General features: G+C 67.4%; 13 protein-coding genes, 3 tRNA genes and 1 pseudogene. 4 read left to right on the top strand and 13 right to left on the bottom strand.

Annotation, left to right across the window (positions count from 1 at the left end; all coding sequences use genetic code 11):
• Positions 1–893, top strand: an 893-nt coding sequence (locus VI480_RS05810) for a hypothetical protein (protein ID WP_323671877.1), incomplete at its 5' end; no start/stop codon positions are given.
• A gap of 164 nt (positions 894–1,057) precedes the next feature.
• Here VI480_RS05810 and VI480_RS05805 read toward each other — a convergent pair.
• Positions 1,058–1,131 (bottom strand) — tRNA-Val (locus VI480_RS05805).
• Between the two features lie 20 nt (positions 1,132–1,151).
• Positions 1,152–1,964: an inositol monophosphatase family protein gene (locus VI480_RS05800; protein WP_323671876.1), complete on the bottom strand. Its 813-nt coding sequence runs from the start codon at positions 1,962–1,964 to the stop codon at positions 1,152–1,154.
• A gap of 131 nt (positions 1,965–2,095) precedes the next feature.
• On the opposite strand from VI480_RS05800, the gene VI480_RS05795 reads away from it, so the two are divergent.
• A complete protein-coding gene (locus VI480_RS05795) occupies positions 2,096–2,665 on the top strand; it encodes a hypothetical protein (RefSeq protein WP_323671875.1) in 570 nt (189 codons plus the stop codon).
• Between the two features lie 54 nt (positions 2,666–2,719).
• Here the strand turns inward: VI480_RS05795 and VI480_RS05790 are convergent, their stop codons facing one another.
• From VI480_RS05790 to VI480_RS05765, 7 genes and pseudogenes are all read right to left on the bottom strand, one after another.
• Positions 2,720–3,874, bottom strand: a complete 1,155-nt coding sequence (locus tag VI480_RS05790) for an ABC transporter ATP-binding protein (RefSeq protein ID WP_323671874.1) — start codon at positions 3,872–3,874, stop codon at positions 2,720–2,722.
• On the bottom strand, positions 3,871–4,656 hold the full coding sequence (locus tag VI480_RS15620) for an oligopeptide/dipeptide ABC transporter ATP-binding protein (RefSeq protein ID WP_416246649.1): 786 nt from the start codon (positions 4,654–4,656) through the stop codon (positions 3,871–3,873). Before VI480_RS15620 ends, VI480_RS05790 begins: the two co-directional genes overlap by 4 nt.
• 528 nt (positions 4,657–5,184) lie before the next feature.
• Positions 5,185–5,583 (bottom strand): annotated as a pseudogene (locus tag VI480_RS15615) (ATP-binding cassette domain-containing protein); the annotation flags it as partial.
• 55 nt (positions 5,584–5,638) lie between these two features.
• A complete protein-coding gene (locus VI480_RS05780) occupies positions 5,639–6,469 on the bottom strand; it encodes an ABC transporter permease (RefSeq protein ID WP_323671872.1) in 831 nt (276 codons plus the stop codon).
• A complete protein-coding gene (locus VI480_RS05775) occupies positions 6,462–7,601 on the bottom strand; it encodes an ABC transporter permease (RefSeq protein ID WP_323671871.1) in 1,140 nt (379 codons plus the stop codon). The genes VI480_RS05780 and VI480_RS05775 overlap by 8 nt, the downstream gene beginning before the upstream one ends.
• 48 nt (positions 7,602–7,649) lie before the next feature.
• Complete coding sequence (locus tag VI480_RS05770; RefSeq protein WP_323671870.1) at positions 7,650–9,617, bottom strand: ABC transporter substrate-binding protein; 1,968 nt, start codon at positions 9,615–9,617, stop codon at positions 7,650–7,652.
• A gap of 31 nt (positions 9,618–9,648) precedes the next feature.
• Complete coding sequence (locus VI480_RS05765; RefSeq protein ID WP_323671869.1) at positions 9,649–11,685, bottom strand: ABC transporter substrate-binding protein; 2,037 nt, start codon at positions 11,683–11,685, stop codon at positions 9,649–9,651.
• Positions 11,686–11,834: 149 nt separating this feature from the next.
• Here VI480_RS05765 and VI480_RS05760 point away from each other — a divergent pair.
• A tRNA-Ile gene (locus VI480_RS05760) sits at positions 11,835–11,910 on the top strand.
• A 93-nt stretch (positions 11,911–12,003) separates the two neighbouring features.
• Positions 12,004–12,076 (top strand) — tRNA-Asn (locus VI480_RS05755).
• Here the strand turns inward: VI480_RS05755 and VI480_RS15610 are convergent.
• From VI480_RS15610 to VI480_RS05740, 4 genes are all read right to left on the bottom strand, one after another.
• Positions 12,038–13,978 carry a toprim domain-containing protein gene (locus tag VI480_RS15610; protein ID WP_416246648.1) on the bottom strand — a complete coding sequence of 647 codons (1,941 nt, stop codon included), beginning with the start codon at positions 13,976–13,978 and terminating at the stop codon, positions 12,038–12,040. The two genes, VI480_RS05755 and VI480_RS15610, sit on opposite strands and share 39 nt — an antisense overlap.
• Before the next feature lie 48 nt (positions 13,979–14,026).
• Complete coding sequence (locus VI480_RS05750) at positions 14,027–14,425, bottom strand: hypothetical protein (RefSeq protein WP_323671868.1); 399 nt, start codon at positions 14,423–14,425, stop codon at positions 14,027–14,029.
• Between the two features lie 11 nt (positions 14,426–14,436).
• Positions 14,437–14,622, bottom strand: coding sequence for a hypothetical protein (locus VI480_RS05745; RefSeq protein ID WP_323671867.1), 186 nt, complete (start codon positions 14,620–14,622; stop codon positions 14,437–14,439).
• A gap of 185 nt (positions 14,623–14,807) precedes the next feature.
• The coding region (locus VI480_RS05740) for a putative PEP-binding protein (RefSeq protein ID WP_323671866.1) at positions 14,808–16,160 on the bottom strand (1,353 nt) is incomplete at its 5' end.

Genomic DNA, 16,160 nt, shown 5'->3' with positions numbered 1-16,160 from the left:
AGCAAGACGGCATCGTGACCGCCGAGCTGCTGCCCGGCGACGGCTACCGCATATCCCCCGGCCAGAGCTCGGCGACGGTCCGGGTACGCGACAACGACGTAAGCCGGGCCATCGTGGTCTCTGAGTCGTCCGCGACGCTGGCCGAGGGCGATGCCGTCTCCTACACCGTGAACCTGAGCGGCGATCCGGGCGGGCCGGTGTCGGTGTACGCGCGGGTTTCGCTCCCGCCCGCTTCAGCCAACGCCCAGAGGGCGCTGGGCGTGTGTTTGTGGCGGTGCCGCGACCAGAGGCGGGCGTCGTCGGGCCACAACCACCAGGCCGCTTGGACCTCGTTCAACTCTTCGGACTGGAACCAGCCCAAGACGTTCGAGGTGTACCGCTACCACGACGACGGCTACCCGCGGTTCAACGCCCCCAGCTCATGGACCGTCACCCACCATTTGGGCAGCGGCCACGACAACCAAGGCCCGTCGCTCGAGCTCGCCTTGGCGGCAGCGCCGGAGCGGCCTGTTTTGGACACAACGCCGGTCGAGCACACGCCGCTGCCGCCCGTCACCGACCAGTGGACCCCGCCGCGCCAGCCGACGCCGCACGTCTGCACCGCCCGCGGCAACATCGCCGGCCAGGTCAAGAAATGGCACGACGCCAACAAGAGCCGGGCCGGCTACGCCGGCAACTGGGCGCGGGTGCTCGCAGCGTTCGAGTCGTTCGTGCCGCTCCCCGCGCCGTGGAACGCCGTCGAGCCGTTCACCGTCGCCGAGGCCCAGGCCCAAGAGGCCCACTGGTCCGGCTGGACGCCGGTACGCGTCGAGCTAGGGCGCCTGGAGGACATCGCCTTCGCGCCGCCATCCAGCGCGGCCATCAACCCGGCAAACTCATTTGAGTTCTGCTGACTCATTTCGATAATTTTCGCACTCGTGAGCAATACAGCGCCGTCTGCCGGCCTGCCCACGGGAAGCCAGACGCTCAGCCACGCGCAGTCGCAGATGCCGGAGCACGCCCGAGCCGCAACGCCGACGGCGCCCACAGCACCCGCAGCAGCATCCGCCCGCACCGGTGGGCGCTGCAGGACTCGAACCTGCGACCCCCTCCTTGTAAGGGAGGTGCTCTCGCCAGCTGAGCTAAGCGCCCCGGGAGTCGGGCCTCGCAGGCTACCGGTCAGCTCCTGACGCAGACCCCTGCTGCCGAGCATGCCCGAGCAGCACGGCCAACTCAGCGGTACTGGTTGCAACGGGACCACGGCGCTCGCTGTGGCTGAGGTAGAAGAGTTCTCTGCCGTCCGCCTCGCCGGTCCATGCGCCTGCTTCGGCACAGATCAGGATGCCTGCCGCGTAATCCCAGACACCGTGGTTCGAGTTGAGGTCGAGGTAGGCATCGAGCCGGCCGCAAGCGACGGCACACAGGTCAAGCGCGGCGGAGCCCAGCACCCGCACCTGCCACACGGGCAGTTGGGGGCTGGGACGTCCCGACACGCCGATGACAGCACACTCGCCGCTCGTGCGCCCGCTGGGCCTGATCGGCTGGCCGTTGCGGTGCGCGCCGCCGCCGACAACGGCGGTGAATTCCTCGCCCGACACCAGATGGCGCACGAGACCTGCTGTCGGCGTGACACCGCCGTCCCCTGGGCCCGCGTCGACCGGACCAGTGCGCGCATCGTCGCTGTCCACGACACACAGGCTGATGCAGTAGTGCGGGATGCCCCGTGAGGCGTTGGTGGAGCCGTCGACCGGGTCGACGATGACGGTTTCGCTTCCCGAGCCGGTGCGCGATCCGGACTCCTCGCTCAGCACGCCTACGCCGGCCGCGTCGAGCACATCGAGTGCTGCAGCGTCGGCCACCTGATCAAGCGCGTACTGGTCGGGCCGCTCCCCGCCGTCCTGCCAACGGTCGAAATCAGCCAGCGCCGCCTCAACCGCATCGGCAGTGTTCCGCAGCAGGCCGAGCCAGTCGCTGACGGCTGTCATCGGCTGGAGACTACCTGTGGCCTGTCGAGCCCTTCCGGCGCAGCCAGTTGATTCGGGCCAATTCCGCCGAGCTTGGCCCGTCGGCGCTATAACCTCCGCCCATCACCTCAGCGCCGCATGGGAGCATCCCGATGGCAGCGATCGACATCTCCGGCTACATGGCGAGCCTGAAAGACCATGCGCATGCGCACGGCTTTCACATACACGACGAGCGGCAGTTCATCGAGACCTACAGCCTGCGCCAGACCTGGGAGGTCGACCTTCACCCGGCTGAGGCATGCGGCGGCCCGCTCGATCTCCACCTCACCCTGGAAGCCGATCCGCGCACGATGCTGTCATTCGAGGAGGTGCTGTGGGCGACGCCAGAAGACGAACTGCCTCCCGATGAGTTCTGGCTGCCCCTGATGTTCACCTGGGCGCTCCCGCCGCTGGATCGCAGCCCGGACATGCTGGTGCTGGCGACCGACCTCGCCGGCCTCGGCGGCACAGCCCTGCCGGTGGAGGTGTCCGCCATCGATTCGCTCACATCGGTGACCGACGCGGCGAAACGGACGCTGATGATCGTGGCACGCAAGGAACTGTCGCTGCAGGCGCTGCTGCAAGGCGAGGACGACATGTGCGAACCCTTCGACCGGTGCACCAAGATCTGCGACTACCTGCTGCACCACGCACACGACTGGTACGAAGAAGTCCCCTCGTAGCCGCCGAAGCGCCCTCGCCCGCGTCGGCCTGTCTCCGTCGCTTCGGCGCTGCCGTCAGGTGGGGTTGATCACGACCCCGGCTTCGCTGACCCTGCCCGACGCAATGTTGCGCTCGAACGCCTCGGCGGCCTCGGGCGTGCCGACCGGGTAGAAGCAGCGGTACAGGTGCACACCGGCCGCAGGATCAGGCTCACCGTCGTCGCCGCTGTCGGTGATGCTTGATCGAGCGGGCGCCGCCCTCGGCACCTCGATGAGCGCTGGCTCCTCGGCGAAGCACAGATCCTGCGCATACTTGCAACGCGGAGCGAACTTGCAGCCGGGCTGGAGATCGGTCATCTGGGGCGGTTGGCCGCCGATGATCTCCAAGCGTGCATGGCTGTCGTCGGTGACCTTGGGGATCGACCGGAACAGTGCCTCCGTGTACGGCATTCTCATGTCGCTGAACAGCGTTGACGTGGGGGCGCGCTCCACGATCCTCCCTGCGTACATCACGATGATCTCGTCGGTGCGGCCCGCCACGATCCCCAGGTCGTGGGTGATGAGCACCAGCGACATGTTGCGCTCGGCCCGCTGAGCCTCGAGCAGGTCCAGAATCTGGGCTTGCACTGTGACATCCAGCGCCGTGGTCGGCTCATCCGCGATGAGCAGGCGAGGGCTGCAGGCCAGGGCGATGGCGATCACGATGCGCTGGCGCATGCCGCCCGAGAGCTGGTGCGGGTACTCATCGATGCGCCGATGCGGCTCGGGAATGCCCACCTCTTCGAGCAGATCGAGCGCAGCACTGCGTGCGGCACGCGCCGACAGGTCGCGGTGCACCCGCAAGCCCTCGCCCACCTGCTTGCCGATCTTCATGACCGGGTTCAGCGAGCCCAGCGGATCCTGGAACACCATCGCGAGCTGCGGACCCCACATCTCGAGCAGGTCCCGTCGGCCCAGCGACATCATGTCGATGCCGTCGAAGGTGACCGTCCCCGTCGAAGTCACCCTCGACTTGGGCAATAGCCGCATGATCGACCGCGACATCACCGATTTGCCCGAGCCCGACTCCCCCACCACGCCCATCCGGGCGCCCCGGCGCAGCGACCACTCAACCCCGTCGACGGCAACCAGCGGCCCCACCGGGGTGTGAAATGTGGTGCGCAGTTCCGCGATGTCGAGCAGCGGCGACTCGTCCAATCCCGCCAGATCCGGCGTCGAGGCGTCGCTCACGACCCGCTCCTAGAAGCCGAGGCCATCTCGACGCGCACAGGTGCGGTTTCGCCGACAAGCGGTGTGTGGCAGGCCACGAACCGACCGGGTGAGATCTCGCGCATCTCGGGTTCCTCATCGGTACAGCGCTGCGCCGCGTGCGGGCAGCGAGTGCGGAACCGGCAGCCCGACGGCGGTTCCATCGGCGAGGGCAGCTCGCCGCCGATGCGCCCCGAACCCAACTCCGCCTCCGGATCAGGCTGCGGGATCGCCGCCAGCAGCAGCTCGGTGTAGGGATGCGCGGGCTGGTCGAACATCGCATCCGGCTCGCTGACCTCGCAGAGCTTGCCCAGGTACATCACCGCTACCCGGTCGCTCACGTTCTTGACGACCGCCAGATCATGCGCGATGAAGACCATCGTCAGGCCCATGAGGTTCTTGAGATCCTCGAGCAGGTTGAGAATCTGCGCCTGCACCGACACGTCCAGCGATGACACCGGCTCATCGCAGATGATCACCTGCGGCACGCTCACCAGCGCCCGGGCGATCGAGAGCCGCTGCGCCTGACCGCCGGAGAACTCCCACGGGCGGCGGTCCATGGCGTCGTCGGGGTTGATGCCGACGTACTCGAGCACCTCACGCACCCGCGGCTCGGCTCGTTCGCGCTCGGCGTCGCGGTTCACCCGGTAACGCCGCAGGACCCATCGGAACAGGAGGGCGTCGACGACCGCCGAGGCCACCAGCACCGCCAGCTTGATGCCTCCGTCCAGACCGGCCACGTAGAAGACCTGAAGGACCACCATGGCGCTCAGCGTCGTTGCGACGCCGCTGGCACCCGCCCGCTCGGGCTTCGCCACCGACAGCACGAGCCATACCGCCAGCACGGCGGTGAGCAGGATCAGCCCGCCGGAGTTCAGCCATTTCGCCCAGCCCCCGAAACTCGACCAGGTGCGCCACAGCATGAAGGCGCTCGCGCCCGTGGTGACGACCACGCCCGCGAGCCCGACAGCACTGGAAACCTCGCCGAACTGGCGCGACATCAAGCCAAAGGGCAGCATCACTGCGAGCAGCACCCAGGTCAGGCCGAGCAACAGGGCAATTGCGCCGGCCAGCAGCAACAACGCGAGCGTCGGGAAGCCGATGATCGCTGCGGGCACCTGCGTCCAGCCCAACCACGGCTCGGCGGCGCGCTCCTCGACGGTCTCGGAGAGGATCCACAGCACGAACGCCACCGAGGCCAGCCGGCCCACGATGCGCAGCGGGGCTGCAGCTCGCCGCAACAGGTTCTGCAGCAGCTCGCCGATGCGTTCCTGCCACACCGCCATAGCGGTCCGCCTCGACACATTCTCCAAGGCGATGAACAGCGGCTCGGCCACGATGTCGCGCACGCGGCGGCGAGGGTTCAGCGATGAAATCGGATCCTGGTAGATCATCTGCAGCCGCGGCCGCACCTCGCGTATGGCGTCCTCGTCGAGTTCGGTCAGCTCTTGGCCGGCGAGCTGCACGGTGCCCGAGGCGGGCCGCGGCAGCTGCAGGATCGCCCGCCCAGTCGTGCTCTTGCCGCAGCCCGACTCGCCTACCAGCCCGAGGGTCTCGCCCTCCAGCAAGTCGAGCGACACACCCGAGACCGCGTACACCGTCCGGCCGCCGGCCGCGGGGAACTCGACCACCAAATCCCGCGCGCTCAGGAGCGCATCCGGGCGCATATGGGCGTTTCCGCTGCCTGCCATCAGATACCGGCCCTCGCAACCGGGACCTCGCAGCCCCGCCTTCGCAGCGCGGCCCTCACAAGACCGATTCCCTCGGCTCGAAGTACTGCTGCAGCTTGTCGCCCACGAAGTTGAGCGCCAGCACCGTCACAAACATGACGATTGCGGGCATCAGGCTGATGTGGGCGGCCACGTCGAGGTTGGTGCGCCCCTTGTTGATCATGTCGCCCCAGGTGGGCGTCGGCGGCGGGACGCTCAGTCCCAGGAACGCCACCGAGCCCTCCACCACGATCAGGCCCGCCATGATGATGAGCGAGTAGCTGACGAACGAGGGCGCCACATTCGGCAGGATCTCACGGAACAGCACCCTGCCGTCCCGGGCCCCCAGCGTCCTGGCTGCGAGCACGAAGTCCTGCCCGGCCCAGCTCAAGGTGGCAGCACGCACCACTCGCGCGATCGGCGCGATCGACAGCAGCACGAACGTGAACACGAGGATGAAGATGCGCCGCTTCGCTTCGGAATCCAAGAACAGCACCAAAGCGAGAAACAGGATCAGCGGCGGGATCACCAGCGACGCGTTCAGCGTGGCCGTCAGCCAGCGATCGACCCGGCTGCCGTAGTACCCCGAGACCATGCCCAGCAGGCCGCCGATGATCAGCGCCAGCACCGTGCCGATGGTGGAGATCACCAGGCTCACCTGCGCCCCGTAGATGACGCGGCTGAATACGTCACGACCGACGCCGTCGTTGCCGAACCAGTGAGTCAGGCTGGGCCCCTGCTTGGAGGTGCCCGGGAAGGTCTCGGCGGGATCCTTGATGGGCAGCACGTCGGCGAACACGGCAGCAACGGCGAGCACGACGAGGTATGCCACCGCCAGCCAGAAGACGAACCCCAAGCGCTTACGCACGAGCGCCCACCTCCCGGCCGCGCAGCCGCGGGTCCAGCGCCAGGTACAGGAAATCGGACATGGTGAGCACCACGATGTAGAGGGTCGAGATCACCAGCACACCGCCTTGCACGGCGATGAAATCGCGTTGGGTGACGCCCAGGAAGATGTACGCCCCCACACCTGGGATCGTGAAGATGAACTCGACGATCAGCGCGCCGCCGATGAGCAGGCCGACGGTCAGCCCCACCACGGTCAGCAGCGTGAAGCTCGACGGCCGCAGCGCGTGCCGCCACAGGATCCGCCGCGTCGGCAGCCCCTTGCTGCGGGCCAAGTCGATGAACGGCAGGCGCAGCGTGGCGATCATGTCCGACCGCAGCAAGCGCATGAACACGGCCGCCTGGCCCATCGCCAAGGCCAGCGACGGCAGCAGCATGTGCTTGAAGTGCAGCACGACATCTTCGCCGAGCGGCACGTAGCGCGCGGCCGGCAGCACGCGGAATCCGATCTCGTTGCCGGCCACGCTGAGCCCGCCGATGGCCAGGAAGAGCACGAGCATCACGGCGAGCACGAAGTTCGGCGTGGCCAGGAATCCCAGCATCACGTTGTTGATCGTGCCGTCGGTCTTGGTGCCCTGCCGGTAGCCGGCCCAGATGCCCAGCGGGACGGCGAAGCCCAGGGCGATGACGACCGAGTACGCCATGATCTGCAGCGTCGGGGTCATCGAGCGCGAGATGCCATCGGCGACGTCCTCGCGCAGCACGATCGAGGTGCCGAGGTCTCCCGTCAGCACGCCGCCCAGCCAGTTGCCGTAGCGATTGAAGAACGGCTCGTCGAGGCCCAGTTCGGTGCGGACGATCGCGATCTGGTCGGCAGTGGCGGCCGGGCCCAGGATGTTGATGGCGGGATCGCCCGGCAGGCTCGCCATCAGCGCGAACACCACGAACGACACCCCGACCAGCACCGGGATCACGCTTGCGATGCGCCGCAGTGCGTAGCGGCCGTCGGCGATGCCGGCCCCGACGGTGCCGATGACGACCAGCACGCCGAAGGTCCAGCTGAACGGGGGTCGCCAGAACCAGGCCCACACGATCGTGGCCAGCAGCGCCGCCGCGATGATGCGACCGAGCTGATCGCGAACAGCCTGCTTCATGCCCGTCGCGCCCCCCTTCCAGTGCTGTTGATACACCAACTCACCGCTTCAACCTTGACAATCGCCGTCATCGCACCAGATCTGCGCGACATGGTGTGCCCCGGCGTTCACGGCGAACGCGCCGACGTCGCTGCCCGGGATCGGCAGATCGGTGATGTTCTGCACCCGCGGGTTGGCGATGACACCCCACAACGTCCAGTGCGTCCACAGGTTCCAGACATTGCGCCCGAACGCCCGATTCACTTCCTCAGCCGCCTCACGGCGAGCCGTGGGGTCGGGATTGTGGCGGATGACGTCGTACGCGGCATCGATGGCAGGGTCCCGGAACCGCCCGAGGTTGGAGGCCAGCTCAGGCACAGTCGGGTCGATCGGGAGCGCAGTTGACGAATTCCACCAGAGCCACTGCTCGATGGGGTCCACCCCGCCGTGGGCGCGCAGCCCCATCATCTCGTACAGCCCGGCCAGCGCCAGGCCGAAGTACTGGCCCTGCTCGATGGGCTGGATCGTCGCCGCAATCTCGTCGCCGAAGGCAGCCCGCCACATCGACACGATGAGCTCGTTCGACTCGACGTTGAACGGGTCGTTGGTGGAGTTGAACCCGAACGTCACCGGGTTCTGGCCGCTGTCGGCCTTGCACTGGGCGAACTCGGCCCGCGCGGCATCGAGGTCGAAGGACGGGTAGCCCGAGTCATCCAGATAGCCCATGCTGCCGGGCGGGAACGGCCCATTGGCCGCCCGCACCAAGCCCTGGAACCGTTCGCTGACGAATCGCTCGCTGTCGAACGCGTGCGCCAGTGCCTTGCGGCAGCTCAGGTGCACCAGCGGGTTGGCCGCGTTGCGCCCGTGCGGGTCCATCTGGATCGGCTCGTCGAGACCCCGCAGCTCGGCGAGCACCGGATTCCTCCCCGATGCCACGTTCATGAGGCTGAAGTTGGTCTCGCCGAAGTCGTTGGCTTGCAGCAGCACGAAGTCGGGGTCGCCTTCGTACTTGGCGATCTCGTCCGCATTCGAGGTGTGGATGATGTCGAATTGGCCCGCTCTCAGGCCGTTGGAGCGGCCCACGATGTCCACGGCCACCACGAACTCGACCTCGTCGAGGTACGGCAGGTTCTCGCCGGTGATGCCGTTGGGGCCGCGCCAGTAGCCGGGGTTGCGCTCGGCGATGAAGCTGTTGCCGTTGCCCGGCGTGTACTCCACGAACGTGAACGCGCCCAACCCGACCGGCGCCGACGGATCGCCCGTAGCGCTGGCGAGGCCAGCCGCTCGCTCATCAGCCGACAGGGGCGAGAACGGCGAGATGTACATCGGATTGTTCGGCAGCGTCTCCAGCCATGTCGGGGAGAACATGAAGCCGCAGCCCTGCTCCCTTGACGCCGGGCCTGGCCCTGTCGCGAACGGGATCGACGTCTCGTAGTAGACGTACTGGCCCTCGCCCCAGACGTTCTCGATGCCTAGGTAGCCAGGCCCGGTCTGCTGGCTGTAGCGGCACAGGTTGATGTTGTAGGCAACAGCCTCGCCGGTCAACGGCGTCCCGTCGTGGAACGTGATGCCGTCGCGGATCCGCAGCGTCCATGTCAGGAAGTCGTCGCTGGCCGATTCGGTCTCCACGAGGTACGGCACGATGTCGCCGTTGGCATCGGTGACATACATCGACTCGGTGATCGCACGCATGATCATGCGGCAGCTGATCGCGCACAGTGCTGCGTAGGGCGCGAACGGGTTCGCCGTGTCGGCCTCGATGCCGTACACCAGCCGGCCGCCGTGCACGGGGCCGCCCGACAGCTGCCGGGTGTCCTCGCCCGTGGCCTCACCGGCCTCGCGTGCCTCGACGACCTCCGCTTGGGACTCCTCCAGCGTCGTCGCGACTTCATCGGCTGCGTCGCTCACCGGGTCATTGGCCGCGGCGCCGGCTGGGTCGGGTGAGGTGCCCGAGACCCCGCCGCCATCACCAGCGGAGCAGGCGACGGCAATCAGCGCGAACGCTGCCGCTGCTGCCAGCGAACGCGCTCGCGCCAACTGCCGCCTCCTTCTTCGTTCTGGTGGGCGCTCAGCCCTGGCAGTTCCCGTCTGTGCACCAGATCTGCGCCAAGTGATGCTTGCCGGCGATCACCGGGAAGGTTCCCTCGGCGTTGCCGGGAATGGGCAGGTCGGTGATGTTCTGCACCAGCGGATTTGCGATGATGCCCCACAGCGTCCAGTAAGCCCACAAGTTCCAGACATTCTCCGCGAACGCTCGGTTGATCGCCTCGGCGGCCGCGCGCCGTGCCTCGGGATCAGGCACATGCCGGATGACGTTCAGCGCATCGCTGATGGCCGGATCCAGGAAGCGCCCGAAGTTCAGCGCCAGTTCGGGCACCGACGGGTCGACCGGGCTCGCTGTGAACGGGCTCCACCAGTACCACTGCTCTGAGGGGTCGACGCCGCCGTGATTGCGCCAGCCCTGCATCTGGAACACCCCGGCCAGGGCGAGGCCGATGTACTGGCCCTGCTCGATCGGCGAGATCGTCACCGCCAGCTCGTCTCCGAAGGCGTCGGTCCACATCGACGCGATCAGCTCGTTCGACTCCACGTTGAACGCGTCGTTGGTGGTGTTGAAGGCGAACGCCACCGGGACCTGGCCATGGTCGGCCTTGCACTGCTCGAACTCTGCCTGCGCGGCATCGACGTCGTAGGCCGGGTAGCCGGAGTCCTCCAAGTAGCCAACGCTGCCCGGCGGGAACGGGCCGTTCGCGACCTGCACCAAGCCTTGGTGGCGTTCGTTGGCGAATCGCTCGCCGTCGAACGCGTGGGCGAGCGCCTTGCGGCAGCTCAGATGTACCAGCGGGTTGGCGGCGTTGAGCCCCAGCGGATCCATCGGAATCGGCTCTGCGGCACCACGCACGGCTTGGAGCCACGGGTTGACGCCCGAGGCCACGTTGATCAGGTTGTGGCTGGTCTCGCCGAAGTCGTTCGCCTGCAACAACACGAAGTCGTCGTCGCCCTCGTACTTGGAGATCTCGTCAGCGTTCGCCGTGTGGATGATGTCGAACTGGCCGGCCTTCAGACCGTTCGAGCGGCCCTGGATGTCCACGGCCACCACGAATTCGATCTCGTCCAGATACGGCAGGCTCTCGCCCGTGATGCCGTTCTCGCCGCGCCAGTAGTCCGGGTTGCGCTCGGCGATGAAGCTGTTGCCGTTGCCCGGCGTGTAGCTCACGTACTTGAAGGCACCGAGCCCGACCGGGGCTGAGGGATCACCGGTGGCGTTCTCGAGGGCTGCCTCACGCTGCTCCTCAGTGAGCGGCGACGCAGGCGAGACGTACAGCGGGTTGTTCGGCAGCGTCGCCATCCATGCTTGGCTGAACATCTGCCCGCACACCTCTGCGCGACCTGCCGGACCGACGCCGACCGCGAGCGGCTGGCCGGGGCTGGCGGTGACCGTGACGGTCTGGCCTTCGCCGACGACGCTTTCGACGCCGAGGAACGCCGGGCCTGTCAGCTGGCTCAAGCGGCAGAGGTTGATGTTGTAGGCCACGGCCTCGCCGGTGAGCGGCGTGCCGTCGTGGAACGTGATGCCGTCGCGGATCGTGAGCGTCCACACCATGTAGTCGTCGCTGTGCTCTTCCGACTCCACCAGGTAGGGCACGATCTCGCCGTCTGCATCAGTGATGTACAGCGAGTCGGTGATGGCCCGGAAGATCATCCTGCAGCTGATGGCGCACGACGTCGCGTAATGCACGAACGGGTTGGCCGAGTCGGCCTCGATGCCGTACACGAGCTTGCCGCCATGTACCGGGCCGGTCTCGGTCTCGCGCACGTCCTCGCCGGTGGCCTCGCCCGCGTCTCGGGCTTCGACGACCTCTTCTTCCTCTTCGGACAAGGTGGTCGTGGGCGCATCCTCGGTCGTTGCCTGCGTCGTGTCGGGCTCCGGAGCGGCACCGTCGCCGGCATCGCCGCCGTCATCTCCGCCGCCGCAAGCGACGGCGATCAGTGCGAACGCCGCAAGGACCACGCCGATCCGGATGCCGAACGAGCGCTGTGATCCGCGTCGGCGCCGCCTGCTGGTGGGTTGTTCGGCATCGCGCCGCGTGTGACCTCTTCGCATCGTGGATACTCCTCCTCCACTGCGCCACCGCGGCGCTTCCGGCGAAACCTACTAGCCCTGCTAGGGGGCTCTGTACCCGGCCCGCTGCTCGACTCGGTGCGCCGTTCCGCGTGCGACTGCATCGCATTCTGGACCGGTACGGTGCAGCCGGGCCGGTAGCTCAGTGGTCAGAGCAGGCGACTCATAATCGCCGGGTCGTGGGTTCGATCCCCACCCGGCCCACCACCGTCAGCCGCGCACGACTACCGCGCCGTCGGCGGCGCAGAACGACTCAGTATCGTTGCTCCGCACGTTCGGGACGCGGCGCGGCCCGTTCGGTCCGGGGTAGCTCAGTTGGCAGAGCAGCGGACTGTTAATCCGTTTGTCGTGGGTTCGAGCCCCACCCCCGGAGCACACCTCGCTCAGACGCTGTAACGATCGAATCCGCCTCGTCGCGCGAGCGCAGCCAGTCCGCAACTGCCAGGGCTGCGCCGACGCAGGTCGTGGCATCGAGCAATTCCGGCTCGCGGTCCCGCAGCCACCGCAGGATCTGCTCGCAGTTGGGAGCGCTCGGATCAAGCTTGACGTGCGGATCCTTTACATCGGATCCCACGCTGAGTCGGGTCGCGCGGACGAAGCGCCAATGCGCCATCGCTGCCCGCTCGATGGCGCTCGCGGCGCTGAGCGTGGCACCCTCCAAGGCAGCTGTCGCTAGCACCGCCACGACAGCATCCTCAGGCGTTTCCGGCTCCGCCGGCGCCGACCCGGCAAGCTGATCGCCCACCTGAGCATCACACCAGTCCGGATCGGCATTCAGTCGCTCGAAGGCCTGTTCCCCAACTTCGGTAGCGAACAATGCCGAAACGAGGAGTTCGGCAGCGTCGCCCTCGGGAGCGAGCGCTGCCGCGAGCAATTCCACGTCGGAATCCCGCTGCCTCTGCGAATCCCGGCCGGTTGGCGGGGCGGCGCTGCTCGGGCCGTCGGGAGGCAATCCATAGAAGGCTCCGCCGGGATCGCTGCGGTCGAGCGACTCGAAATAGCCGTCATCCGGCTCGGGCGGGGGCGGAGCGTCCAGATAGGGATCCGGCACTGCGGGGACTGGGCGCGCGTCAAGGCGACGCCGGACCGCGTCGACGCGCCCGCGAAAGTTGCCGATGTCCATGGGAATGCGGCCAGCGACCGGCTCGAGATCGCTGTCGAGCAGGATCTCCGGCGGGTAGATGGCGAATACTTCCGCCGCCTCATCGGCGGCGCGGTCCCGACCGGCTGGGCTCTTGAGATCGGCGCGCCCCAGGATGCGCTCAGCCCGAAAAGTGTGCAGCGGTTGGGCTTCGTCCAACGCCCTGCGCAGGGCGGGCGGGTTTGTTTGTGCCAAGTCACCCGGATCGGCTCCCGGTGGCAGCGTCGCCACGAAGATGTCGAGTCCGAATTCGCGTTCCCATTGATGCACGCGCTCAGTGGCGGTCTGTCCCGCTGCATCGGCATCGAAGGCCAGCACGACGCGCTTCGCCGAACGCGACAGCAGCTCCGCGTGCTGCTGGGTCAGCGCTGTGCCGCAGGTAGCCACCGCTTCGGAGACCCCCGCCAGATCACACCCGATGACGTCCGTGTAGCCCTCGCAGACGACGATCCGCTCAGCCGTTCGCGCTGCTTGCCTGGCGAAGTTCAAGCCATACAGCACCTTGCTCTTGTCGTAGACCGCCGTACCAACCGTGTTCTTGTACTTCGGGCCCTTCGGAGCCGGCTCGTCGGGCCGAGGCAGCAGACGTCCGGCGAAACTCACCACCCGGCCGCTGGCATCACAGATCGGGAACATGATTCGGTCACGGAAGAAATCCGATGCGCTGTCAGCAGCGTTGTCGTCTGCGGACTCGTCACTGGGGTCATCATCGGGATCGTGGCCTGCTGAATTGCCGAGTTCGTCGCTGGCGGCGGCGCCCGAAGCCGCACCTCCATCTGAGCCGGGGCGCTCTTGCGCCCGCCTCGATGCCGCTCGTGCCCGCCCAGCCTCGGCGTAGGCCAATCCCGCAGCAGCCATCTGCTCCGGTGGCGCGCCGAGATGGCGGCACAGGTCATCCCACCGCGGCGGCGCGTATCCCAAGCGCCACTTCACGACGGTGTCGCGGTCGTAGCCCCGCCGACGCAAGTAGGCGCGGGCCGGACCTGCATCGGCGCCGTCCATAAGGCGTTCGTGATAGAAGCGAGCCGCCTTCTCGAGCAGGTCAAGCAGCTCCTTGCGGCGTTGGTTGGTGCGCTGTGCGCCGGGAGCGTCGTAGGTCAACGTGATATTCGCCGCTGCTGCGAGCTGTTCCACCGCATCGGCGAAATCGAGGTGCTCGGACTCACGCAGGAAGGTGGCGCATCAGGTCCGCCTGAATGTGCACGCCCGATCATTGAGCACGATTTCGAAGAGTTCCAGGAAATCCATGCCGAGCAGGACGTCGAAGTTGGGTGGCGCAGGTGGCAGCAGCCGCCATACGGAGAGTTGCTGACCGCACTGGATTGGTTGGTCGCGTCCTGGATCGAGTTCGACACCCAACCAGAGCCAAAACGCAGGCGTCGATCGGGCAGAGCTCCCGATCCCACCGACGTCGAGATACTCGACCGGGTCTTGGGAGGATCCCATCGAGTTGATGACGCGCTCAGACACAGCCGATCTTTGGCTTCCGGTGTCCACCAGCCCCAGGAATCGACTGGCCTCGGCCTCGGGTGTAACTGCGACAAGCGTCTCAGCCAGAACCTGTCGGTTCCAAACAGACACCGTCAGCTCGTTCAACGCTCCTGGTCCACCATGGGGAGGCTCACGAAGATCGGCTGTGCACCGATCTCTTCGAAGGAGAACTCGCCAATCCCGTACTTGCTCACCCCGACGGAGTACGCGGCTTCTCTGTCTTCGTAGACGCCAACGACCTCCTCATCGTGCAGGAGGGCAATCTTGCCGGAATGATCGGCCTCCATCTGCTCACGGTGAAGGCGCCGGTAAGCATGGTGGTTAGACAAAGCTTGGGTAGGCACGGGCAACTCTGACGACTACATCTGCCGACATCCACACCTTGGCACAGCCACCGGTCCCAAGCACGACATTTTCTCGGCTGCGCTCGTGTGGCGACGGGCGCACACGGCGCCTCCGCCGGACTGGCTCGCTAAACGGATGCTGCGAGCAGCGTCTGGGCGACAGCGAGGCGGGCGACGGGCACCCTGAAGGGTGAGCAGGACACGTAGTCGAGTCCGGCGTGCACTGCGAACTCGATGCTGGCCGGGTCGCCGCCGTGCTCGCCGCAAATGCCGACGCGTAGGCCCGGATTGGCCGCGCGCCCTCGGTTCATCGCAGTGCTCAGAAGCTCGCCGACGCCGGCACGGTCCAGCGAGGCGAACGGATCGGTGTCCAGCAGCCCGTCGGCGACATAGGGCGCAATGACCTGTGCCGCCGTGTCATCGCGGCTGAAGCCGAACACCATCTGGGTGAGGTCGTTGGTGCCGAAGCTGGCGAACGACACGCCGGTGGCCAACTGTCCGGCGATGAGGCAGGCACGCGGCGTCTCGATCATGGTGCCGATCGGCGGCGCGTCACCGGCATCAGCGCCCGCCCAAGCCGAACGCACAGCGTCGACCGCGGCCGCCAACTCGTCGGCGGTGGACACGAGGGGCACCATGATTTCGACGCGGGGGTCGCCGCCGACGACACGACGGTCGGCCGCCGCACCCGCCAAGGCCTCGACCTGCGCGGCGTAGAGCGCGGGACGCAGCAGGCCGAGCCGGACGCCGCGCACGCCGAGCATCGGGTTGTGCTCGTGCCACTGCGCGGCGTCGTCGGGATCTGCGCCGGCAAGGAACTCATGCATGGGCGCATCGAGCAGCCGAACCGTGACCGGCAGCCCGTCCATGGCCGCGAGCAGCTCGCGGAAGTCTGCTCGCTGGGCAGCCGCCAGATCGTCGACGTGCTCGTCGTGCCCGCTCAGCACGACGTGCTGCACGACTTCCAGCCGGTCGGGCGCCAAGAACATGTGCTCAGTGCGGCACAGCCCGATGCCCAGCGCTCCAAGCTCCCGGGCCGTCGCCGCATCGGCCGCGGTGTCCGCGTTGGCGAGCACCGCGAACCGCCCGGCCGCAACCCGATCCGCCCACTCGAGCACCTCAGCGATCTCTGCCGGCAGCGCCGACCCCGGTGATGGGCCGACCCCGGCAGCGCCCACGGCTGACCCGGCAATCTCACGGTCCCCCAGCGTCACCTCGCCCGTGGACCCATCGATCGAGATTGGTGTGCCATTGACAATGCGCCGGTCGCCGATCACGAAGCTGTCAGCCTCCACGGTGATCTCGCGGGCGTCGCATACAGCCGGAATGCCCCAGCCCCGGGCCACTACTGCCGCATGGCTCGCCAGCCCGCCCCGGGCGGTCAGGATCCCCACCGACATGCCCATCGCCGCCACATCGGCAGGGGTGGTCTCGGTGGCAACCAAGATCACCGTGCTGCCTGCCGACGCCAGGTCCAGCGC

The organism is Candidatus Poriferisodalis multihospitum, assembly GCF_028283155.1.
GTDB lineage: Bacteria > Actinomycetota > Acidimicrobiia > Acidimicrobiales > Poriferisodalaceae > Poriferisodalis > Poriferisodalis multihospitum.
The sequence above is the reverse complement of the archived record's forward strand: the minus strand, read 5'-3'. Positions and strand labels throughout refer to the sequence as shown.

What these genes read in the sequence shown, in the direction of transcription:
- VI480_RS05765 (WP_323671869.1), bottom strand. Translation starts at nt 11,685, where the DNA reads ATGCGAAGAGGTCACACGCGGCGCGATGCCGAACAACCCACCAGCAGG.
- VI480_RS15620 (WP_416246649.1), bottom strand. Translation starts at nt 4,656, where the DNA reads ATGGTGGTCCTTCAGGTCTTCTACGTGGCCGGTCTGGACGGAGGCATC.
- VI480_RS05800 (WP_323671876.1), bottom strand. Translation starts at nt 1,964, where the DNA reads ATGACAGCCGTCAGCGACTGGCTCGGCCTGCTGCGGAACACTGCCGAT.
- VI480_RS05795 (WP_323671875.1), top strand. Translation starts at nt 2,096, where the DNA reads ATGGCAGCGATCGACATCTCCGGCTACATGGCGAGCCTGAAAGACCAT.
- VI480_RS05775 (WP_323671871.1), bottom strand. Translation starts at nt 7,601, where the DNA reads ATGAAGCAGGCTGTTCGCGATCAGCTCGGTCGCATCATCGCGGCGGCG.
- VI480_RS05745 (WP_323671867.1), bottom strand. Translation starts at nt 14,622, where the DNA reads ATGGAGGCCGATCATTCCGGCAAGATTGCCCTCCTGCACGATGAGGAG.